21 protein-coding genes are annotated in these 19,823 nt (G+C 59.8%); 6 read left to right on the top strand and 15 right to left on the bottom strand.

What is annotated here, in order from left to right:
* The 4 genes from BLS87_RS19690 to exbB form a co-directional block, all read right to left on the bottom strand.
* A complete protein-coding gene (locus BLS87_RS19690) occupies window positions 1-930 on the bottom strand; it encodes a hydrogen peroxide-inducible genes activator (protein ID WP_074754727.1) in 930 nt (309 codons plus the stop codon).
* A gap of 91 nt (window positions 931-1,021) precedes the next feature.
* A complete protein-coding gene (locus tag BLS87_RS19685) occupies window positions 1,022-1,765 on the bottom strand; it encodes an energy transducer TonB (RefSeq protein WP_074754725.1) in 744 nt (247 codons plus the stop codon).
* The gene (gene exbD, locus BLS87_RS19680) at window positions 1,762-2,187 is read right to left on the bottom strand and encodes a TonB system transport protein ExbD (protein WP_074754723.1); all 426 of its coding nucleotides are present in this window, start codon (window positions 2,185-2,187) and stop codon (window positions 1,762-1,764) included. The genes BLS87_RS19685 and exbD overlap by 4 nt, the downstream gene beginning before the upstream one ends.
* Window positions 2,188-2,190: 3 nt before the next feature.
* Complete coding sequence (gene exbB, locus BLS87_RS19675; protein ID WP_074754721.1) at window positions 2,191-3,162, bottom strand: tonB-system energizer ExbB; 972 nt, start codon at window positions 3,160-3,162, stop codon at window positions 2,191-2,193.
* Between the two features lie 212 nt (window positions 3,163-3,374).
* Between exbB and BLS87_RS19670 the strand changes: the two genes are divergently transcribed.
* The gene (locus tag BLS87_RS19670) at window positions 3,375-4,229 is read left to right on the top strand and encodes an SDR family oxidoreductase (RefSeq protein ID WP_074754719.1); all 855 of its coding nucleotides are present in this window, start codon (window positions 3,375-3,377) and stop codon (window positions 4,227-4,229) included.
* A 129-nt stretch (window positions 4,230-4,358) separates the two neighbouring features.
* Here the strand turns inward: BLS87_RS19670 and BLS87_RS19665 are convergent, their stop codons facing one another.
* The 6 genes from BLS87_RS19665 to BLS87_RS19640 all read right to left on the bottom strand — a co-directional run bounded on the left by BLS87_RS19665 (window position 4,359) and on the right by BLS87_RS19640 (window position 9,737).
* Window positions 4,359-5,096: a hypothetical protein gene (locus BLS87_RS19665; RefSeq protein WP_074754957.1), complete on the bottom strand. Its 738-nt coding sequence runs from the start codon at window positions 5,094-5,096 to the stop codon at window positions 4,359-4,361.
* A gap of 63 nt (window positions 5,097-5,159) precedes the next feature.
* Window positions 5,160-5,540: a RidA family protein gene (locus tag BLS87_RS19660; RefSeq protein WP_074754717.1), complete on the bottom strand. Its 381-nt coding sequence runs from the start codon at window positions 5,538-5,540 to the stop codon at window positions 5,160-5,162.
* Window positions 5,541-5,564: 24 nt separating this feature from the next.
* Window positions 5,565-7,673: a bifunctional GTP diphosphokinase/guanosine-3',5'-bis pyrophosphate 3'-pyrophosphohydrolase gene (gene spoT / locus BLS87_RS19655; RefSeq protein WP_074754715.1), complete on the bottom strand. Its 2,109-nt coding sequence runs from the start codon at window positions 7,671-7,673 to the stop codon at window positions 5,565-5,567.
* Window positions 7,674-7,733: 60 nt separating this feature from the next.
* Complete coding sequence (gene rpoZ / locus BLS87_RS19650) at window positions 7,734-7,997, bottom strand: DNA-directed RNA polymerase subunit omega (protein ID WP_004887180.1); 264 nt, start codon at window positions 7,995-7,997, stop codon at window positions 7,734-7,736.
* 242 nt (window positions 7,998-8,239) lie between these two features.
* Entirely contained in the window at window positions 8,240-8,860 is a 621-nt protein-coding gene (gene gmk / locus BLS87_RS19645) for a guanylate kinase (protein WP_074754713.1), read from the bottom strand.
* Between the two features lie 13 nt (window positions 8,861-8,873).
* Complete coding sequence (locus BLS87_RS19640) at window positions 8,874-9,737, bottom strand: YicC/YloC family endoribonuclease (RefSeq protein ID WP_074754711.1); 864 nt, start codon at window positions 9,735-9,737, stop codon at window positions 8,874-8,876.
* A gap of 297 nt (window positions 9,738-10,034) precedes the next feature.
* On the opposite strand from BLS87_RS19640, the gene rph reads away from it, so the two are divergent.
* Both rph and BLS87_RS19630 read left to right on the top strand, forming a co-directional pair.
* Complete coding sequence (gene rph, locus BLS87_RS19635) at window positions 10,035-10,757, top strand: ribonuclease PH (RefSeq protein WP_074754709.1); 723 nt, start codon at window positions 10,035-10,037, stop codon at window positions 10,755-10,757.
* Between the two features lie 49 nt (window positions 10,758-10,806).
* Window positions 10,807-11,175, top strand: coding sequence for a DUF4870 domain-containing protein (locus tag BLS87_RS19630; RefSeq protein WP_074754707.1), 369 nt, complete (start codon window positions 10,807-10,809; stop codon window positions 11,173-11,175).
* 232 nt (window positions 11,176-11,407) lie between these two features.
* Here the strand turns inward: BLS87_RS19630 and BLS87_RS19625 are convergent, their stop codons facing one another.
* Window positions 11,408-12,187: an exodeoxyribonuclease III gene (locus tag BLS87_RS19625; RefSeq protein ID WP_062379788.1), complete on the bottom strand. Its 780-nt coding sequence runs from the start codon at window positions 12,185-12,187 to the stop codon at window positions 11,408-11,410.
* Between the two features lie 82 nt (window positions 12,188-12,269).
* On the opposite strand from BLS87_RS19625, the gene pyrE reads away from it, so the two are divergent.
* A complete protein-coding gene (pyrE, locus tag BLS87_RS19620) occupies window positions 12,270-12,911 on the top strand; it encodes an orotate phosphoribosyltransferase (RefSeq protein WP_074754705.1) in 642 nt (213 codons plus the stop codon).
* A gap of 22 nt (window positions 12,912-12,933) precedes the next feature.
* Window positions 12,934-13,548 (top strand): DUF4124 domain-containing protein, encoded by a 615-nt coding sequence (locus BLS87_RS19615; protein WP_074754703.1) that lies wholly within the window; start codon window positions 12,934-12,936, stop codon window positions 13,546-13,548.
* Between the two features lie 82 nt (window positions 13,549-13,630).
* Here BLS87_RS19615 and argB read toward each other — a convergent pair whose 3' ends face one another.
* From argB to coaBC, 4 genes are all read right to left on the bottom strand, one after another.
* On the bottom strand, window positions 13,631-14,536 hold the full coding sequence (gene argB, locus BLS87_RS19610) for an acetylglutamate kinase (RefSeq protein WP_062379782.1): 906 nt from the start codon (window positions 14,534-14,536) through the stop codon (window positions 13,631-13,633).
* Between the two features lie 24 nt (window positions 14,537-14,560).
* Window positions 14,561-17,161: a phosphomannomutase/phosphoglucomutase gene (locus BLS87_RS34990; RefSeq protein ID WP_074754701.1), complete on the bottom strand. Its 2,601-nt coding sequence runs from the start codon at window positions 17,159-17,161 to the stop codon at window positions 14,561-14,563.
* Between the two features lie 108 nt (window positions 17,162-17,269).
* Window positions 17,270-17,725, bottom strand: a complete 456-nt coding sequence (gene dut, locus BLS87_RS19600; RefSeq protein ID WP_074754699.1) for a dUTP diphosphatase — start codon at window positions 17,723-17,725, stop codon at window positions 17,270-17,272.
* 6 nt (window positions 17,726-17,731) lie between these two features.
* On the bottom strand, window positions 17,732-18,940 hold the full coding sequence (gene coaBC / locus BLS87_RS19595) for a bifunctional phosphopantothenoylcysteine decarboxylase/phosphopantothenate--cysteine ligase CoaBC (RefSeq protein ID WP_074754697.1): 1,209 nt from the start codon (window positions 18,938-18,940) through the stop codon (window positions 17,732-17,734).
* A 133-nt stretch (window positions 18,941-19,073) separates the two neighbouring features.
* Between coaBC and radC the strand changes: the two genes are divergently transcribed.
* Window positions 19,074-19,748 (top strand): RadC family protein, encoded by a 675-nt coding sequence (gene radC / locus BLS87_RS19590; RefSeq protein ID WP_074754695.1) that lies wholly within the window; start codon window positions 19,074-19,076, stop codon window positions 19,746-19,748.
* The last annotated feature ends 75 nt before the right edge of the window (window positions 19,749-19,823 follow it).

The raw sequence follows: 19,823 nt of genomic DNA, 5'->3' as shown, positions 1-19,823 counted from the left end.
TTAGCTCGCTTGTGCCTGGGCTTTAGGGCGAGCAACGGAGCACAGACGAATGGAGTCGGCGAGGATTTCGATGGCTTTGGGCCGCGGGAAGCTCGCACGCCAAGCGATGGCGACCGTGCGGAATGGCACAGGAGGCGACAGCGGACGCACTTCAATCACGCCCGGCGCATAGTGATGGCTGTCGACTGCGGACATGGGCAGGATCGAGACGCCCAGCCCCGAGGCCACCATGTGGCGGATGGTTTCCAGCGAGCTGGATTCGACCGTCGTGTGCTTGGCGCTGTCGCCCCCTTTGACCAGCGTCGGGCACGCTTCGAGCACCTGGTCGCGGAAACAGTGGCCTTCGCCCAGCAACAACAGACTCTTGTCGTTCAGTGCCGATGCGTCGATGGTGGTTTTCTGCGTCCACGGATGATCAGCCGGCATGAGCACGTAGAACGGCTCGTCGTACAGCGACATGGTCAGTACGTCGGCTTCGTTGAACGGCAGGGCAATGATGATCGCGTCGAGTTCACCGTTGCGCAGCTTGTCGCGCAGCACATGGGTGAAATTCTCTTCGATGTACAACGGCATTTGCGGAGCGACCCGGTGCAGTTGCGGAATCAGGTGAGGAAACAGATAAGGACCGACGGTGTAGATCGCACCGACTTTCAGCGGCGCCGTCAGTTGGTTCTTGCCCGTCTGGGCGAGCTCACGAATGCCTTGAGCCTGCTCGAGCACCTTCTGCGCCTGAGCTACGATGCCCTCGCCAACCGGCGTAAGACGTACGGCACTCTTGCTGCGCTCGAAAATCAGCACACCGAGTTCATCTTCCAGCTTCTTTACGCCGACCGACAGTGTCGGCTGGCTGACGTGGCAGCGTTCAGCCGCATGGCCGAAATGCTGCTCTTGAGCGAGGGTAACGATATAGCGCAATTCTGTGAGGGTCATAGCGTGCGTCCATGAAGTTGCGGCCCCAGCATAGCGGGTGCAATCGATAGACGCACGTTATCAGGCCCTCTGTTGTCACAAAATCAACGTTTCAACGTTTATCCAGTGAATAAACGAAGGGCGCGACCACTTCCAGCGTGCCATTGTTGAGCAATTCCGCTGGCGGCTTGGGCAGCGGCTGGGCACGGCGAATCATCTCAAGGGTTGCGCGGTCCAGCGATGCACTGCCCGAACCCCCTGCGATTTCGTACGACAGCACCCGGCCTTCGCCATCCACCACGAAACGCAAACGGTTGATGCCTTGCATGCCACGCCGACGGGCGTCGTCCGGATAACGTTTGTACTTGCTCAGGTGGCGCAGCAGGTCACCCTGCCAGGTTGGCAGTGCGGTGCTCGGCGGTGTGGGCGGAGCGGGTTGCGGCGCAGCCGATTTTTCCGGTTTCGCGTTGGAAGGTGGCGTGTCTACCGGTTTCTCATCGGCAGGCTTTTCCTCCTTCGGCGGCTCAACCTTCTTCACCGGCTTGGGCGGCTGTGGTTTGGGCTTGGGTTTGACCGGTTTGGGTATCGCGATTTCCGGCTTTTGCGCTTCGGCAATGGGCGGAATCGGCAACTCTTCTTCCGGCGCAGGCGGCTGCGGCGGCTGCACCACTTTCGGCGGTGGTGGCGGAGCAGGCTCAGGTAAGGGCGCCAGCTCGACCATCATGGCTGCCGGGGGCAGCTCGATGGCCTGCGAGGCGGGCCAGCGCAGCGCGACGATGATCGCAACCGCGTGAACCGCCAGCACCAACAACAGACTACCGCTATAGCGCGTCAGTTTTTGGCGCGTATTGATCATTTCTTACCAACCGTCTCAAGACCCACCAGACCGACTTTCAGGTAACCGGCGCCGCGCAGGGCATTCATGACGTCCATGAGGTCCCCGTAGTCCACGCCCTTGTCGGCCTGGAAGAAGATCGTGGTGTCCTTCTTGCCTTTGGTCCTGGCATCCAGGACCGGGCCGATCTGCTCGCGCGCAACCTTTTCGTCGCCCAGGTACAGGCTCTGGTCAGCCTTGACGCTCAGAAAAATCGGCTTTTCCGGTCTGGGCGCCGGTTTCGCTGTGGAGGCGGGCAGGTCGACCTTGATGTCGACGGTTGCAAGAGGCGCTGCCACCATGAAAATGATCAGCAGCACCAGCATGACGTCGATGAACGGCGTCACGTTGATTTCGTGGTTCTCGGCGAGATCGTCGCCACCTTCGTTCAGATGCAGGCCCATGGTTTACCCCATTTTTACCCTGTGCGGCTGCTGGACACGCTCAGCAACGGGCTGGTGATCCAGATCGCGGCTGACGAGCAGCAGAACTTGAGCAGAGGCGTCGGACACCTGCGCCTTGTAACCGGCAATGGAGCGTGCGAACACGTTGTAGATGACCACGGCAGGAATCGCGGCCACCAGACCGAGAGCGGTGGCCAGCAGCGCTTCGGCGATGCCCGGTGCGACGACCGCCAGGTTGGTGGTCTGGGTCTTGGCGATGCCGATGAAGCTGTTCATGATGCCCCAAACGGTACCGAACAGGCCGACGAAGGGCGCGGTCGAGCCGATGGTGGCGAGTACGCCGGTGCCCATGCTCATGTTGCGGCCGCAGGCTGCTACCAGGCGCTCGAGGCGAAACGCAACGCGCTCCTTGATGCCTTCACGTTCGCGACTGTTGACCGAGAGGTGCATCTCTTCCAGCGCATCGTGAACCAGCAGGTGGGCCAGCGTGCCCTCCTTTTTGGCGCCGGCGCTGGCTTCATCGAGCGTGCGTGCGCGCTTGAGGGCGGCGATCTCGCCACGCAGACGACGCTTGGCGCCGATCAGTTCCAGGCCTTTGGCAATCCAGATGGTCCAGGTGATGATCGAGGCGATGGCAAGGCCGATCATTACGGCTTTAACGATAATGTCTGCATTCTTGTACATGCCCCAAGGCGACAGGTCGTGGGACATGCCCAGGCTGTTCTCTTCGGCGACGGGCTCGATCGAATCTGCGGGGAAGGCAGGATCCTGAACGGCAGGGGCTGTCGCGGTGTCAACCGGAGCAGCAGCAGGCGCTGCCGACTGAACCGCAGGGGTTGGCTGGGCAGGAGCGCTGGAATCGGCAAGCGCAACTGGCGTCAGCATCAGGCTGAATAGAACGGCGACAATGGCGCGCCCTGCACGAGGCAGACCTGAAAATGTGATTGACGAAGCGGCGGATTGAATAGGTGTCATGCTGGCCCGACCTGATATGAAAATAGGTGTTCGTTCTGGATGCGTCGCGCTGGCCCGAGGCGAGCGGAGGAGAACAAAGGGCCGACATTATTGCAAGTAATTCTTGTTAACAAAAGTAATAGAGTCTCTTTTTTTAACGCGAACGCGTCCCGATGGTCGCTTTTCAGGCCGGTTTTATTGGTCGAAACCTACTTTTGATGTGGAGATTGGTCATGGCGGCACCGTCCGTTCTGATTGCTGGATGTGGTGACATTGGTGGGCGTCTGGCGTTGCAGCTACTGCCTCAAGGGTGGACGGTGTACGGCCTGCGCAGAAATGTGGCGAAGCTGCCGCACGGTGTGCGAGGCGTGGGCGGTGACCTTTTTGACGCGCGAATCCCGGTTCAATGGCCCGAGAGCCGAATCGATTATCTGGTCTATTGCGCGACCCCGACGGCGCGGGACGAAGCCGGTTATCGCGCAGCCTACGTACAGGGCTTGCGTCATGTGCTCGGCTGGACAGAGCGCAGCGGGCAGAAGCCCAAGCGGATTCTGTTCGTGTCGAGCAGCAGTGTTTATGGGCAGCAAGGAGGCGAGTGGGTCGATGAGACGTCGCCTGCCGAAGCCGACGGATTCTCAGGTCGCGTGATGCGAGAGGCCGAGCAGGTGGCCCTGAACAGTGGCGTGCCGGCGAGTATCGTCAGATTGACCGGAATCTATGGGCCGGGCCGTAGCGATTTGATGAACCGGGTTCGTCAGGGTTACAGCGTGGCCGTCGATCCGCCGCTGTACGGCAACCGCATTCACGTGGATGACGCTGCGGGTCTGCTGGCTTTCCTGTTGCAGGCCGATGCGAAGGGGGACGCACTGGAAGACTGCTATCTGGGCGTTGACGACGCGCCGGTGCCTTTGGCTGAAGTGGTGGACTGGATGCGTACTCGCCTCAACGTGACGCAGTGGTCCGATGAGAACAGTGTGAGACGCGCAGGCAGCAAGCGGTGCAGCAACGCGCGGGCCAAGGCGCTGGGCTGGGTGCCGCGTTATGCGAGTTATAAGGAAGGGTATGAGGCGATGTTGGCTGATAATTGATTAAGTCTTGTGACAGACCCTGTAGGAGCGCGCTTGCCCGCGATGGCATTTCTGCCTTCACCACAGAGGTGATTAGCTGATTGCAATCGCGGGCAAGCGCGCTCCTACACACTCAAACAGACGTAGAACTCAATTTTTCTCCAACACCCAATGCCGCTCGCCCGGACGCAAGTCCGGCATTTCAGTAGCCTGGGCATTGTTTACGGCCTGGAAGATTTCCAGTTGCTTGCCTTGGCGCACAAAGACCCACGGGTTGCCGCGCTCATTTTTCTCGAGCCACATGCTGTCGTACTCGCCACTCATGGCGGCGCAATCGCCCGCCAGACAGAGCGCGTAACGGTCGTTGCCCGGCAGGCCTGTCACGCTGCCATCCGGCTGAAACTCAACGACGCTGCCTTGTCCGTCGCCATTGACGATCGTCCATTTGCCGCCCAGGTAGGCGGTATAGAGCGCACGCTCAAAGCTGCTTCCGGGTGGTGCGCCAGCGGGAGCGGCTTGCTTGGGCATGCGGAAATGCTGTTCGGGGCCTGAATCGCTGGCGCTCTGAACCAGCTCGTCGCCTTTCAGCTTGAGGTCGTCAGAGGCGCTGCCATAGACATTCACCTTCCACGATCCGTCGGGATCTTTGGCGATCTTGCCTTCGGTGAGTTCGAATCCGTTGTAGGACGTAGCCTGGCCTGCCGCTGTATTGACGTTCCATTCCAGTGTCGGCCCGTACGCCAGCAGCGACTGGCGCAAGTTGCCGCCTTCTGCCGCAGCGTCGATGGCGGCCTGATTGATCCAGGTACCGTCCGGGGTTTTGTTGGAATGGCTGGCGCAGCCGCTCATCAGCGCGGCCAGCAGCGAGAGGGCGAACGCGACGCGCATATGCATGCGGAGTCCTTCCTTTGCTCTGAGGGTAGCGGAGCGTGAATACGCTCCGCAGGGGATTTACTCGACGACCAGCACGGCGTCCATTTCAACCATCGCGCCTTTGGGCAGTGCAGCCACGCCGATGGCGGCGCGTGCAGGATAAGGCTGTTCGAAATACTTGCCCATGATCTCGTTGACCTTGGCGAAGTGGCTCAGATCGGTCAGGAAGATGTTCAGCTTGACGATGTCCTTGAACGATCCGCCTGCAGCTTCAGCCACGGATTTCAGGTTTTCGAAGACCTGAACGGTCTGGGCTTCGAAGCCTTCAACCAGTTCCATGGTTTTTGGGTCCAGAGGAATCTGGCCGGACATGTAGACGGTATTGCCAGCTTTGATCGCCTGAGAATACGTGCCGATGGCGGCAGGGGCTTTGTCGCTGGAGATAACGGTCTTGCTCATGAAGAACTCCTGTTGGCGGTTTGGCTACGCACGCATGCGGGTGATGCGAATCACACCGGTCAAGGCGCGCAGTTTCTTGATCACACGGGCCAGGTGCACGCGGTCGTGCACGCTGACCACCAGTTGGACCACGCTGATACGACCATCGCGTTCGTCCATGCTGATTTTCTCGATGTTGCCGTCGGCGGCGTTGACGCTGCTGGCCAGCAAGGCGATAAGCCCGCGCTGGTGCTCCAGCTCGACCCGCAGCTCGACATTGAATTCGCCGGTCACGTCCTTGGCCCAGGAAAGCTGAATGCACTTTTCCGGGTTATGCCGGATTTCGCTGATATTGCGGCAGTTATCCAGGTGCACGACCATGCCTTTGCCCGCAGACAAGTGGCCTACGATCGGGTCACCCGGAATCGGCGTACAGCATTTGGCGTAGCTGAGCACCAGGCCTTCGGTGCCACGAATCGCCAGTGGGCCTTCAGCGCTAGGCAGCTCTTCACCCTCGCTGGCGAGCAGGCGCCTGGCGACGACATACGCCATGCGGTTGCCCAGGCCGATGTCTTCGAGGAGGTCTTCAATGACCTCGACCCGGTACTCGGCCAGGATCAGTTGCACGCGTTCGTTTGGAATCTTTTCCAGGCTGCTGTCGAAGCTGTTCAGCACCTTGTTGAGCAGGCGCTCACCCAGGTTGATCGACTCCGAGCGCCTTTGCAGCTTCAGCGCATGGCGAATGTGCGTGCGCGCCTTGCCCGTGACGACGAAGTTGAGCCATGCCGGATTCGGGCGTGCGCCCGGCGCACTGACGATTTCAACGGTCGAACCGCTCTGCAGAGGTTCGGACAGTGGCGCCAGGCGGCGATTGATCCGGCAGGCAATGCAGCTGTTGCCGACGTCCGTGTGAACGGCGTACGCGAAGTCGACGGCCGTGGAGCCTTTGGGCAGCTCCATGATCCGGCCTTTGGGCGTGAACACGTAGACTTCGTCCGGAAACAGATCGATTTTTACGCTTTCGATGAATTCCAGCGAGTTGCCGGCACGTTGCTGCATTTCCAGCACGCCTTTGACCCACTGACGGGCGCGGGCATGAGTGCCTTTTGGCTGCTCGTCGCCAGAAGATTTGTACAACCAGTGCGCCGCGATGCCGTTGTTGGCCATCTCTTCCATTTCGCGCGTGCGAATCTGGATCTCGATGGGCACGCCATGCATGCCGAACAGCGTGGTGTGCAACGACTGATAGCCGTTGGCTTTGGGAATCGCGATGTAGTCCTTGAAGCGTCCTGGCAGCGGTTTGTACAAATTATGTACAGCGCCGAGCACGCGATAGCAGGTGTCTACCTTGTCGACGATGATCCGGAACGCGTAGACGTCCATGATCTCGTTGAAGGCGCGACGCTTGCCGCGCATCTTTTTGTAGATGCCATACAGGTGCTTCTGCCGCCCGCTGACTTCGCCTTCGATGCCGTCGACCGCCAGACAGTGGCTCAGCGACTCTTCGATCTTGTTGACCAGTTCCTTGCGGTTGCCGCGAGCCCGTTTGACGGCCTGACCGATGCGCGAGGAGCGCATCGGATACATGGCCTTGAAACCCAGGTCTTCAAATTCGATACGCACGCTGTGCATGCCAAGGCGATTGGCGATAGGCGCGTAGATCTCGAGGGTTTCCTTGGCGATGCGCCGGCGTTTTTCGCCTGACAGCACTTCCAGCGTGCGCATGTTGTGCAGGCGGTCAGCGAGCTTGACCAGGATCACGCGGATGTCGCGTGCCATGGCCATGGCCATTTTCTGGAAGTTTTCGGCCTGTGCCTCAGCCTTGGTCTCGAAGTTCATCTGGGTCAGTTTGCTGACCCCGTCGACCAGTTCGGCCACGGTTTCGCCAAACTGCGCACAGAGCGCTTCCTTGGCGATGCCGGTGTCTTCGATCACGTCATGCAGCATCGCGGCCATCAGGCTCTGATGGTCCATGTGCATGTCGGCAAGGATATTGGCCACCGCCAGCGGGTGCGTGACGTAGGCTTCACCGCTGCGACGGCGTTGGCCGTCGTGGGCTTGTTCGGCGTAGAAATACGCTCGGCGAACCAGATTGACCTGGTCGGCGCCGAGGTAGGTCGAGAGGCGATCGGCGAGGGCGTCTATGCTCGGCATGGTGCAACTCCTTGCCGAGGATGGTGACCCTGCGCCTTGCTACGTCGACCGGGCATAGGCTTAGACGGCCTCGTTGGACTCGTCCTCGAACGCTGCGAACAGTGGTTCATCTTCAACGATTTCGGCTTCTGCAATGACGGCGTAATCCATCAGGCCCGCTGCGATTTCGCGCAGGGCAACAACGGTAGGCTTGTCGTTTTCCCAGGCCAGCTTTGGCTCTTTGCCGCCGGTCGCCAGTTGACGCGAGCGCTTGGTGGCGAGCATGACCAGCTCAAAGCGGTTATCTACATGTTCCAGGCAGTCTTCAACGGTCACGCGGGCCATGGGTATTCCTCGTAGCAAATGCGGTATGCGCGGTGCCCGGATGGGCGAGCGGACTCGGTAGTTTACAAGCGGACAGCTCAAAGCTTCAAGCGGCAAGCCCCAAGCGGTCGGTTTTTGGCGCTGTTTCGATGCGCTTTGCACCGCCCCTGTAGGAGCGCGCTTGCCCGCGATGGCGGTGTGTCTGGCAATGAATGGGTTGAATTCATCGACGCCATCGCGGGCAAGCGCGCTCCTGCAGTTGATTATGCAAGCAACTGGGTCAGCAGCTCGGTATGACGCTGTTGCTGGTGTTCCTGGCTCAACAGGTTGGCGCGGAAGATGGCTTTGAGGTCTTCCAGGGCCGTCGCGAAATCGTCGTTGATGATGACGTAGTCGTATTCGACGTAATGGCTCATTTCACTGACCGCTTCGCGCATCCGGCCTTCGATGATCTCGTCGCTGTCCTGCCCGCGATTGGTCAGGCGCTGACGCAAGGCCTGCTGGGTCGGCGGCAAAATAAAGATCGAACGCGCGTGGGGCATCAGCTTGCGCACTTGTTCGGCGCCTTGCCAGTCTATTTCCAGAATCAGGTCGTGACCTTCGTCCAGCGTCTGCTGCAGGCGGCTTTGTGAGGTGCCGTACAGGTTGCCAAACACCTCGGCCTGCTCGAGGAAGTCGCCGTGTTCGATCATCCGCACGAACTCTTCGCGATCAACGAAGTGGTAATTAACGCCGTCCACTTCGCCCGGGCGCATGGCGCGGGTGGTGTGGGAGACGGAAACGCGAATCTGCGGCTGAGCATCGATCAGGGCTTTGACCAGGCTGGTCTTGCCCGCGCCCGAGGGGGCGGAAATGATGTACAGAGTGCCGGTGCTGTGGGTCATGTCTAGATTGGCCTTACTCAATGTTCTGCACTTGTTCGCGCATCTGCTCGATCAACACCTTGAGGTTGACTGCGGCTTGAGTGCTGCGAGGGTCGAAGGCTTTGGAGCCCAGTGTATTGGCTTCGCGGTTGAGCTCCTGCATCAGGAAGTCCAGCCGGCGTCCGGCTTGTCCGCCGGTCTTGAGCACGCGGCGAACTTCGGTGACGTGGGTGCTCAGGCGGTCGAGTTCTTCTGCGACATCGCTCTTCTGCGCCAGCAGGACCATTTCCTGTTCCAGGCGTTGTGGATCGAGCTCTGCCTTCATGTCGGCGAAGCGATCCAGCACCTTCTGGCGCTGGGTCGCGAGCATCTGCGGCACCAGGGTGCGCAGGGTAGCCACTTCGGTCTTGATCGACACAAGCCGTTCGTCGAGAAGTTTGGCCAGGTCTGCGCCTTCGCGGGCGCGACCGGCTTTGAGTTCATCCAGCGCTTCGTTGAACAAGGCCAGTGCATCGTTGTTCAGCGCCTGTGGATCGCTTGCATCGGCGACCAGCACGCCGGGCCACGCCAACACTTCCAGTGGATTAAGGGCGGCAGGCTGCTTGATCAGGCTCGCGATGACTTCAGCGGCGGCGACCAGTTGGCTGGCGCGTTCACGGTCTACCTGCAACGGTTTGCCGGCCGTTTCCTCGGTGAACCGCAACGTGCATTCGACCTTCCCGCGCGACAGGCCCTGACGCAACGCTTCGCGTACGGCGCCTTCCAGGTCCCGGAAGGATTCAGGCAAACGCAGATGAGGTTCCAGATAACGATGATTGACCGAGCGCAATTCCCAGCTCAGCGTGCCTTGAGTGCCGGCTCTTTCAGCCCGGGCGAAAGCCGTCATGCTGTGCACCATGGGAATTACCTCTATAAAAGTCAGGAGTTAGCCTGGAAGGGACGATGTTCTGTCCAGATGAATGTGATGAAGAAGCGACAGGCTATAAAGGCGCAAGATTGTAGCTCAGTGCGAGGTGCGCGCCCAACGTTGGCGATGTCGCAAGACGTGTGCAATGTCGCCGTTTCGCTGCCTTGTAGCGCTTTTTCATAAGCCCGCGGGTGCCCAGTGGTCATTGATGCCTCATTAGATGTCCCCAGCGCGGGTCCTCGCCTCTATAATGTTGGTCAGTTTTCCGTCTCAGTACAGGTATCCCAGATGAAACGTCCAAGTGGTCGCGCTGCCGATCAGCTTCGCTCGATCCGCATCACCCGCAACTACACCAAGCACGCCGAAGGGTCTGTACTGGTCGAGTTCGGTGACACCAAGGTGATCTGCACCGTCAGCGTCGAAAACGGCGTGCCGCGTTTTCTAAAAGGTCAGGGCCAAGGCTGGCTGACTGCCGAATACGGCATGCTGCCGCGCGCGACGGGCGAGCGTAACCAGCGCGAAGCCAGCCGTGGCAAACAAGGCGGCCGTACCCTTGAGATTCAACGTTTGATCGGTCGTTCCCTGCGCGCTTCGCTGGACATGTCCAAGCTGGGCGACGTGACGCTGTATGTCGATTGCGACGTGATCCAGGCCGATGGCGGTACTCGCACGGCGTCGATTACGGGTTCGATGGTGGCGCTGATCGATGCGCTGAAAACCATCAAGAAGCGCGGCGGCCTCAAAGGCGGCGATCCGTTGAAGCAGATGATCGCGGCGGTTTCGGTCGGCATGTATCAGGGTGAGCCGGTGCTGGACCTAGACTACCTGGAAGACTCGGCCGCCGAGACCGACCTCAATGTGGTCATGACCAGCACAGGCGGTTTCATTGAAGTTCAAGGCACCGCCGAAGGCGCACCTTTCCAGCCTGCCGAGCTCAACGCAATGCTGGCGCTGGCGCAGAAAGGCATGAACGAAATCTTTGAATTGCAGCAGGCGGCGCTGGCCGACTGATTGCCGAAGATGTGATTCGCGTTACCACCGTCAGAACAGGGAAAGCATGATGATCGACAGTCAGCCGCCGTTGCCAGTGCCGAGCAAGGAAGTCCGCCAATGGGCCATGATGTGCCACTTTGCGGCGTTCTTCGGCCTGATCTTTCCGTTCGGTAATCTGCTGGGGCCATTGATTGTCTGGCAGTTGAAGAAAGAGGCCGATCCGTTCATCGATGCTCAGGGTAAGGAAGCCCTCAACTTTCAGATTACCGTGGCCATTGCTGCGATGATCTGCTTCCTGCTGATGATCGTCGTCATTGGTTTTCCACTGCTGATGCTGGTTGGCGTTGGAGCCTTGGTGCTGACGATCATTGCCGGGGTCAAGGTCAACGACGGGATCGCCTATCGTTATCCGTTTACCTGGCGGTTGATCAAGTAAGCGAGGCGATGGTTTGCTGCACCTGTAGGAGCGTGGCTTGTCCCGCGATCGGCCGGGAACCGGACGTAAAAGCTGAATTCGAAATATCCCTGATAGGACGACATCGATGAATTCGCTGCCGCTTCGCGCCAGATCGCGGGACAAGCCACGCTCCTACAGGGTCAGGCAGCTGTCTAAACGCCGGACAAACAAAAGCCGACTTCACGTCGGCTTTTTTTTGAGCAACTGAACGTCAGATCGTCAACGTCCAGTCGTAGTCCACAATCAGCGGCGCGTGCTGTGAGAAGCGCGGCTGGCGTGGCAGGCGTGCGCTGCGTACGAAACGGCGCAGACCCGGCGTCAGCAACTGATAGTCGAACCGCCAGCCCAGATTCAGCATCTCGGCCTGTTCGTTATCCGGCCACCAGCTGTACTGGTCGCCTTCGCGGCTGACTTCGCGCAGGGCGTCGACATAACCCATGTTGCCGACAATCTCGTCCATCCAGGCACGCTCTGGCGCCAGGAAGCCCGGAGATTGCTGGCTGTCGCGCCAGTTCTTGATGTCCAGCTTCTGCTGCGCAACGTAGAGCGAGCCACAATAAATGTACTCGCGACGCTTGCGGCGTTGCTTGTCCAGGTACTTGCCGAAGTCGTCCATGAGCTTGAACTTCTGGTTCAAGTCCTCATCGCCGTTCATCCCGGAGGGGAGCAGCAAGGTTGCAATACTGACTTTGTCGAAATCCGCCTGCAGGTATCGCCCGTAACGGTCGGCCGTTTCAAAGCCCAGACCGTTGATTACCGCCTTTGGCTGCAGCCGCGAGTAAAGCGCCACACCACCTTGGGCAGGAACTTCGGCATCGCAGGCATACAGGAAGTAGCCGTCCAGTTGGTAAGCTGGATCGTCCAGTTCAAAGGCGGAGGCGCGGGTATCCTGAAGACAGATGACGTCGGCATTCTGGGCTTGCAGCCAACTGAGCAAACCACGCTCGACTGCAGCCTGAATACCATTAACGTTCACACTGATGATCCGCATAAATGGCCCCAAAAATCACGTGCGTGTATGATACCCGAGCTCTACCTAATTAGCTAAATCCGTGGTATTCGGGGCTTTTTTCATGCAGGCGTATCAGCGCGATTTCATTCGTTTTGCCATCGATCGCGGGGTTTTGCGCTTCGGTGAGTTCACTTTGAAGTCGGGACGCACCAGTCCTTACTTCTTCAATGCCGGTCTTTTCAACAGCGGTTCAGCGCTTGCTCAACTGGGTAAGTTCTATGCCGCCGCCGTCGTGGAAAGCAGTATTTCCTTCGATGTTCTGTTCGGGCCAGCGTACAAGGGTATTCCTCTGGCGGCCGCGACAGCCGTAGCTTTGGCCGATCACCACAACCTTGACCTGCCGTGGTGTTTCAACCGCAAAGAGGCCAAGGCGCACGGTGAAGGCGGGAGTCTGGTGGGGGCTCCACTGACCGGCGATGTCCTGATTATCGACGACGTGATCACGGCGGGTACCGCGATTCGCGAAGTCATGCAGATCATCCAGGCTCAGGGCGCGAATGCGGCGGGCGTGCTGATCGCATTGAATCGTCAGGAGCGTGGAAACGGTGAGCTTTCTGCGATCCAGGAGGTCGAACGTGACTTCGGCATCCCGGTGGTGAGCATCGTTTCGTTGAACCAGGTTCTCGAGTTCCTGGCTGACGATCCTCAGCTCAAACAACATCTACCTGCCGTCGAAGCGTATCGGGCTCAGTACGGAATCTGAGTCATCAGAGGATCTCGTTTTTATGCTCAAGCTGGGCACAGTAGGTCTTTGTTGGGTTCTGGGTGTGGGCTGCGTTGCAAGCGTTCAAGCCGACGATAATCCGGGCATCCTGCTCTATCGCTATGTCGACAGTCGCGGGGTGACCGTGCTGGATCGTCAGGGCGTGCCCGCTGAGTACTCCGGTAAGGGCTACGAAGTGCTGAATCAGCGCGGTCGCGTGATTCAGGTCGTGCCGCCCGCGCCCACAGCCGATCAGGCGCGAGAGGCGCAAGCCGCCGCGCAGGCGGCCAAGGTCCAGGCTGACGCCGATGCGCAGTTGTTGCACCTGTACAGCAGCCTGGCAGACGTGGACCGTGCGCGAACGCGGAAACTCGCGGAGCTGGACGGCCTTATCTCGGTTGCGCAAGGCAACATCCAGAACCTGTCGACCCAGCAGGCAGCCTTGCAAGGTCAGGCTGCGGATCAGGAGCGGGCAGGGCGACAGGTGCCGCAGAGTCTCATCGATCAGATGAACGATGTACGTGATCAGCAGCAGAACCTCAAGGTCGACATCTTGCGGTATCAGACCGCGCGACAGCAGGCCGATACCGAATTCGCCCAGGATCGAGCGCGTTTGAAGCAGTTACTCGCGCAGTGAAGCGCTGAAACAAGACCCTCGACATACAGAAAGACCCCGCCGGTTTGCGCCGACGGGGTCTTTTTTTGCGCGTTGCCCGTACTCAGTGACGCTTGCGGTTACTGATCAGCGTGCCCACGCCGGTGTCGGTGAAGATTTCCAGCAGGACAGCGTTCGGCACGCGACCGTCGATGATGTGGGACGTGGTGACACCGCCCTGAACCGCTTCCAGCGCGCAACGGATTTTTGGCAGCATGCCGCCGTAAATAGTGCCGTCGGCAATCAGGCCGTTGACCTGTTCGGTGGTCAGGCCGGTCAGAACCTTGCCTTCCTTGTCCATCAAGCCGGCGATGTTGGTCAGCAGCATCAGTTTCTCGGCCTTCAGCGCTTCGGCGACTTTGCCTGCAACCAGGTCGGCGTTGATGTTGTAGGACTCGCCGTCAGCGCCGACGCCAATCGGTGCGATGACCGGGATGAAATCGCCTTTGACCAGCATGTTCAGCAGGTCGGTGTTGATGCCCACGACTTCCCCGACATGGCCGATGTCGATGATTTCCGGCTTGGTCATCTCCGGGGTTTGACGGGTCACGTTCATTTTTTTCGCGCGGATCAGTTGCGCGTCTTTACCGGTCAGGCCGATGGCGCTGCCGCCATGACGGTTGATCAGGTTGACGATGTCCTTGTTGACCTGGCCGCCCAGCACCATCTCTACGACGTCCATGGTCTGGGCATCGGTAACGCGCATCCCGTCGATGAAGTGGCTTTCGATGGACAGGCGCTTGAGCAGGTCGCCGATTTGCGGGCCGCCGCCGTGAACCACGACCGGGTTGATGCCCACTGCCTTCATCAACACGATGTCGCGCGCGAAGCCGGTCTTCAGCTCTTCGCTCTCCATGGCGTTACCGCCGTACTTGATCACCAGCGTCTTGCCAACGAAGCGTCGGATGTAAGGCAAGGCTTCGGAAAGGACCTTGGCGGCATTGGCTGCGGCGTCACGTTCGAGGGTCATTTGGGCTCCACTCAAAAAGTTAGATCAAAAAGGAAGTTCTAAATCCGGTGCTACGTTTTTCAGCTGAGCATGGAACACGTCTTTGATCCGCTGCAGCTCGGCCTCTGTTTCGGCTTCGAAACGCAATACCAGCACGGGTGTGGTATTGGAAGCGCGGACCAGACCCCAGCCTTTCGGATAGTCGACGCGCACGCCGTCGATGCTCGTCAGGTTAGCGTTGCCCCACTGTGCATCCCGTTCCAGCGCTTCGATGATGCTGAACTTGCTGGTTTCGGTGACCTTGATATTGATCTCCGGTGTCGACAGGTCATTCGGGAAGGTCTGGAACAGCTCTTCGGCGCTCAGCGTCTCCTGGCTGAGAATCTCCAGCAGGCGCGCAGCACTGTAGATACCGTCGTCGAAACCGAACCAGCGTTCCTTGAAGAAGATGTGGCCGCTCATTTCGCCTGCCAGCAGCGCGCCGCTTTCTTTCATCTTCTTTTTGATCAACGAGTGACCCGTCTTCCACATGACCGGGCGACCGCCATATTCCTGGATCAACGGTATCAGGCGACGGGTGCATTTCACGTCGAAAATGATGTCAGCCCCCGGATTGCGTTTGACGACATCGCGGGCGAACAGCATCAGCAAACGATCGGGGTATATGACGCTGCCTGTGTTGGTGACGACACCTACGCGATCGCCGTCGCCATCAAACGCCAGGCCCAGATCGGCACCGGTTTCCTTGACCTTGGCGATCAGGTCTTGAAGATTTTCCAGCTTGCCCGGGTCGGGATGGTGGTTCGGGAAGTTACCGTCGACCTCGCAAAACAGTGGAATGACCTCACAGTTCAGGGCCTCCAGCAGTTGAGGGGCGATGACGCCGGCTGCGCCATTACCGCAGTCGACCACGACCTTGAGGCGGCGTGCCAGTACCACGTCATTGGTGATCTGCCCAGCATACAGGTCGAGGATGTCGACCTTGGTCACGCTGCCTTTGCCTGCGGGCAACTGGTTGCGCTTGATGCGCTCGTGCAGCGCCTGGATCTGCTCGTTCGCCAGCGTGTCGCCCGCGATCATGATCTTGAAGCCGTTGTAGTCTTTCGGGTTGTGGCTGCCGGTCAGCATCACGCCGGTACGGCCCTGGAGGACATTCGCGGCGTAATACAGCGCCGGGGTGGGAACCAGGCCGATATCGCTGACGTGACAGCCGCTGTCATGCAGGCCTTTGATCAGCGGTGCAACCAGTTGCGGGCCGGACAGGCGCCCGTCGCGGCCAACCGAAACGTTCGGCTCGCCCTGTGCCAGGCTCTGTGCACCAATGGCGCGGCCGAGCCAGTAAGCGGTTTCGCTGGTCAGGGTTTGGCCGACGATGCCGCGGATGTCATAGGCGCGGAAGATGGAGTCGGGGAATTCGGGGGCGATGGATACGGTACTGCTCATTGCGTGGGCGTGCTCCGACTTCAGGGAATCTTGTGATTCATCGAGCAGGTCGATGTCGAGAATGTCGGTGTCTTGAAACAGCGGATCGGTCAGCTCGGTGTCATCGACATCGGGTGACGAAAATACGGCGTTGCTGCTCGTTGAACCGTGGCTGGCGGAGGGCGAGGCAGCGTTGCTGGCCGCCAACGGCGATGCCGGTTGGTTGCGCAGCGAAAATCTCGCCATGCTCTGCGCCAGTCCGTTGAGGGCTGGCATGCTCAAGCCGAAGGCTTTGACGGCTTTGCCCCCCGAGAGTTCTTGCAGCAGTTGTTCCAGTTGTCGGGCGTCGGCGAGGACGCGACGCTTCAGGGCGCTTTCGTTCAGATACAGCCCCAGCAGTACACTGGCGATGGCAACCAGCGCGGCGAGCAGCAGCATCAGTGATGGCGGCGACGCGCTCAGCGCGGGGCCGGGGGTGAACGTCAGCTTCCAGTTGGCATAGCCGGTCGGGAAATCCATGGCGCGACCGCCATCGGCCTGTCCGCGGGTCAGAAAGCTTTGTGCCGTTGCGTTGCCGAACTGCTGGCTGAGCACAATCTGCCCGACATCAGCGGGGGCCTCAGGCAGTGCATTGGTCAGGCGCTGCATTTTGAACGCCAGCAACAACGTCCCGGTGATTGGCGCGTCCGCTGCTTCACGCAGTGGCGCAACACTGTAAATCACCCAGCCGTCGCCGACTTTACGGGCCTCGGGAGTCGGAATTTCACCTTTGCCGGCTTTGGTGAGCATGTCCAGCGTCGCGAAGCTGATCGGCAACGGGCCCTGATTGTCCACGGTGTTGAAGCCGAGCGGTGAGAGCCGGGCGCCGATCACGCCGTCCCGGTAACCCAGCGGGCGTTGAGCGGCTTCGATCTGCTGCGGATTATTGCTTTGCAGGGCCTGAGCCAGCGTAGCGTCCGTCGCTGCTGCCTGAGTGTCGGCAGTGATCTGACGTAACGCTTTGCCAGCGGCTCCGGCTTGCGCAGTGCCCCATGCCTGGGCGAGGAGATCTTTCTCCTGAGGCTGGCTGAGCAGGCCCAGCCAGACCAGGATGCCCGCAGCTATAAGGCCGATGAGCGCAGGGAGAAGGCCCGGACTTGCCAGGCTCAGGTTTGAGTCCTTGACCGTTGCGTCAGTGGTTTCCGGGCGGGACGTCGCCTTGGCTGTGCGCTTGATGCCTTTCAAACTTGACTCTCCCTGCTCGTACTTCCTGGGGCGATTTTTTAGTTATTGCATCGTGCCAGACCGATTCAGGTCTTTGGCGACAGCGCTGCCAGGGCGATGTGCGCAGAATCAGTGGGTGCCGGAATGACCGAAACCACCTGCACCACGCTGGCTTTCATCGAACTCCTGAACGATTTCGAAGTGCGCCTGAACGACCGGAACCAACACCAATTGGGCGATACGCTCCCCGATAGCAATCTTGAAAGCCGTCTGACCCCGATTCCAGCAGGAAACCATCAGCTCACCTTGGTAATCGGAGTCGATCAGGCCCACCAGGTTGCCGAGCACGATGCCGTGTTTATGACCCAGGCCTGAGCGCGGCAGAATCAGCGCGGCAAGGCTTGGGTCTGCGATGTATATCGACAGGCCGGTGGGAATCAAGAGGGTCTGGCCGGGTTCGAGTACCGTTTCCTCTTTGAGCATGGCACGCAAGTCCAGCCCGGCGGAGCCAGTGGTGGCGTAGGCCGGAAGCGGAAATTCGTCGCCAATGCGAGGGTCGAGGATCTTGGCTTGTAGAGCATGCATACGTGATTAAACCTGGTTCATACGGTCGGCAATAAAAGTCATCAGCTGGCGGGCAATCTTGGCCTTGCTGGTTTGGGCGAAGAGCGTTTCTTGCAACGCTCGGTCGATCACGCTGCACGCATTCTCTTCGCTGTTGAAGCCGATGCTGGGATTGGCGACGTCGTTGGCGATGATCAGGTCAAGGTTCTTGTCCTTGAGCTTGCGGGCGGCGTAGTCGAGCAGGTGCTCGGTTTCAGCGGCGAAACCGACGCTGAACGGGCGGTCCTGACGTTGTGCGATGGTCGCGAGAATGTCCGGGTTTCGAACCATCTGCAGCAGCAGGCCATCACCGTTCGTAGGGTCTTTCTTCAATTTTTGTGGGGCAACAACTTCTGGGCGGTAGTCGGCGACCGCAGCAGATGCAATGAACAGGTCGCAGGGCATGGCGGCTTCGCACGCGGCGAGCATGTCGCGCGCGCTCACTACATCAATGCGCGACACCCGGTCCGGGGTCGTCAGGTTAACCGGCCCGGTGATCAGCGTGACGCGTGCACCGGCTTCGGCCGCAGCTTCGGCCAACGCAAAGCCCATTTTTCCGGAGCTGTGGTTGGTGATGTAGCGCACCGGGTCGATGTTTTCTTGCGTCGGCCCGGCCGTGATCAGCACATGCTTGCCGGTCAGCGTAAGGCGCTGGAAGCAGTCGGCCGCGGATTGAGCCAGATCGTTGGGTTCGAGCATGCGCCCGAAACCCACGTCGCCGCACGCCTGACTGCCGCTGGCCGGGCCAAACATACGGAAGTCTCGCGCTTCGAGGGTCTGCAGATTGGCTTGCACCGACGGGTCGCGCCACATGGCCTGGTTCATGGCCGGGGCGACAGCGACGATGGCGTCTGTCGCCAGCACGACCGTGGTCAGCAGGTCGTTGGCGATGCCCTGAGCCAGTCTTGCGATCAGGTCGGCAGTGCCGGGAGCGATCAGCACCATGTCAGCCCATTTCGCCAGCTCGATGTGGCCCATCGCAGCTTCAGCAGCGGGGTCGAGCAGGTCCATGTGGACCGGGTGACCGGACAAGGCCTGCATGGTCAGAGGTGTAATGAACTCGGCCCCGCCCTTGGTCATGACCACGCGCACTTCGGCCCCGTGGTCGCGCAACCGGCGAACCAGTTCAGCGCTCTTGTAAGCCGCGATGCCGCCGCCGACGCCGAGAACGATGCGTTTCCGATACAGCCGCTGCATAGGCCTGCCTTTTGGTCGAGTTAACACGCGGCAATCAAACGCCTCCCCAGGCCGGACTGTCGCGCAAAAAAGATGGGCTAAGATAGCACAGCGACCGCACGGGAACAGCGGCGCCCATGTCCATGGAGGTGCTATGAGTATTCGAGATTGGCCTGCGGCCGAGCGACCGCGGGAGAAGCTGCTGGAGCGAGGGGCATCGAGTCTCTCCGACGCTGAATTGCTCGCCATTTTTTTACGCACGGGCGTTTCCGGCAAAAGCGCCGTGGACCTCGCCCGACATCTTTTGGGGCAGTTTGGCAGCCTGCGTGCGCTGCTCGAGGCCAATCTCGCTTCGTTCAGCAACGAGCTGGGCCTTGGACCGGCAAAGTTCGCGCAATTGCAGGCGGTCATGGAAATGGCCCGGCGGCACATGGGAGAAAATCTCAAGCGGGGTTCAGCCTTGAAAAGCCCTGCTGAGGTGCGCAGCTACCTCAAAGCGATACTCCGGCACGAGCCGCATGAAGTGTTTGGTTGCCTGTTTCTGGACAGCAAAAATCGTGTTCAGGCGTTCGAGGCGTTGTTTCACGGCTCGATCAATGTCGCTCATGTACACCCTCGGCAGGTGGTCAAGCGGGCTTTAGCCCATAACGCCGCAGCGCTCATCCTTTGCCACAATCATCCGTCCGGCATCTGCGATGCCAGCCCTCAGGACATCGAACTCACTCGGCGGCTCAAGGAGGCGCTGGCGATGATCGACGTGGTGGTGCTTGATCACGTGATCATCGGGGATGGCGATCCGCTGTCGATGGTGGAAAGCGGGTTAATGTAGTTTTCGCCAAATCTGCAGAAGCCCGCTGACTCCTGTTCGGCCCAAGTCCTGTGAGAGTGAGCTTGCTCGCGAATG

This window comes from Pseudomonas abietaniphila, from assembly GCF_900100795.1.
Taxonomy (GTDB): domain Bacteria; phylum Pseudomonadota; class Gammaproteobacteria; order Pseudomonadales; family Pseudomonadaceae; genus Aquipseudomonas; species Aquipseudomonas abietaniphila.
This window is presented reverse-complemented; position numbering and strand designations above follow the sequence as displayed.

Excerpts from the sequence above, each read along its gene's own strand:
- dut (WP_074754699.1), bottom strand. The coding sequence starts at position 17,725 with ATGCATGCTCTACAAGCCAAGATCCTCGACCCTCGCATTGGCGACGAA.
- argB (WP_062379782.1), bottom strand. The coding sequence starts at position 14,536 with ATGACCCTCGAACGTGACGCCGCAGCCAATGCCGCCAAGGTCCTTTCC.
- BLS87_RS19625 (WP_062379788.1), bottom strand. The coding sequence starts at position 12,187 with ATGCGGATCATCAGTGTGAACGTTAATGGTATTCAGGCTGCAGTCGAG.
- BLS87_RS19615 (WP_074754703.1), top strand. The coding sequence starts at position 12,934 with ATGCTCAAGCTGGGCACAGTAGGTCTTTGTTGGGTTCTGGGTGTGGGC.
- BLS87_RS19630 (WP_074754707.1), top strand. The coding sequence starts at position 10,807 with ATGATCGACAGTCAGCCGCCGTTGCCAGTGCCGAGCAAGGAAGTCCGC.
- BLS87_RS19640 (WP_074754711.1), bottom strand. The coding sequence starts at position 9,737 with ATGGTGCACAGCATGACGGCTTTCGCCCGGGCTGAAAGAGCCGGCACT.
- spoT (WP_074754715.1), bottom strand. The coding sequence starts at position 7,673 with ATGCCGAGCATAGACGCCCTCGCCGATCGCCTCTCGACCTACCTCGGC.
- coaBC (WP_074754697.1), bottom strand. The coding sequence starts at position 18,940 with ATGCAGCGGCTGTATCGGAAACGCATCGTTCTCGGCGTCGGCGGCGGC.
- exbD (WP_074754723.1), bottom strand. The coding sequence starts at position 2,187 with ATGGGCCTGCATCTGAACGAAGGTGGCGACGATCTCGCCGAGAACCAC.
- radC (WP_074754695.1), top strand. The coding sequence starts at position 19,074 with ATGAGTATTCGAGATTGGCCTGCGGCCGAGCGACCGCGGGAGAAGCTG.
- rpoZ (WP_004887180.1), bottom strand. The coding sequence starts at position 7,997 with ATGGCCCGCGTGACCGTTGAAGACTGCCTGGAACATGTAGATAACCGC.
- BLS87_RS19670 (WP_074754719.1), top strand. The coding sequence starts at position 3,375 with ATGGCGGCACCGTCCGTTCTGATTGCTGGATGTGGTGACATTGGTGGG.
- BLS87_RS19660 (WP_074754717.1), bottom strand. The coding sequence starts at position 5,540 with ATGAGCAAGACCGTTATCTCCAGCGACAAAGCCCCTGCCGCCATCGGC.
- BLS87_RS19685 (WP_074754725.1), bottom strand. The coding sequence starts at position 1,765 with ATGATCAATACGCGCCAAAAACTGACGCGCTATAGCGGTAGTCTGTTG.
- gmk (WP_074754713.1), bottom strand. The coding sequence starts at position 8,860 with ATGACCCACAGCACCGGCACTCTGTACATCATTTCCGCCCCCTCGGGC.
- exbB (WP_074754721.1), bottom strand. The coding sequence starts at position 3,162 with ATGACACCTATTCAATCCGCCGCTTCGTCAATCACATTTTCAGGTCTG.
- rph (WP_074754709.1), top strand. The coding sequence starts at position 10,035 with ATGAAACGTCCAAGTGGTCGCGCTGCCGATCAGCTTCGCTCGATCCGC.
- BLS87_RS19665 (WP_074754957.1), bottom strand. The coding sequence starts at position 5,096 with ATGCGCGTCGCGTTCGCCCTCTCGCTGCTGGCCGCGCTGATGAGCGGC.
- BLS87_RS19690 (WP_074754727.1), bottom strand. The coding sequence starts at position 930 with ATGACCCTCACAGAATTGCGCTATATCGTTACCCTCGCTCAAGAGCAG.
- pyrE (WP_074754705.1), top strand. The coding sequence starts at position 12,270 with ATGCAGGCGTATCAGCGCGATTTCATTCGTTTTGCCATCGATCGCGGG.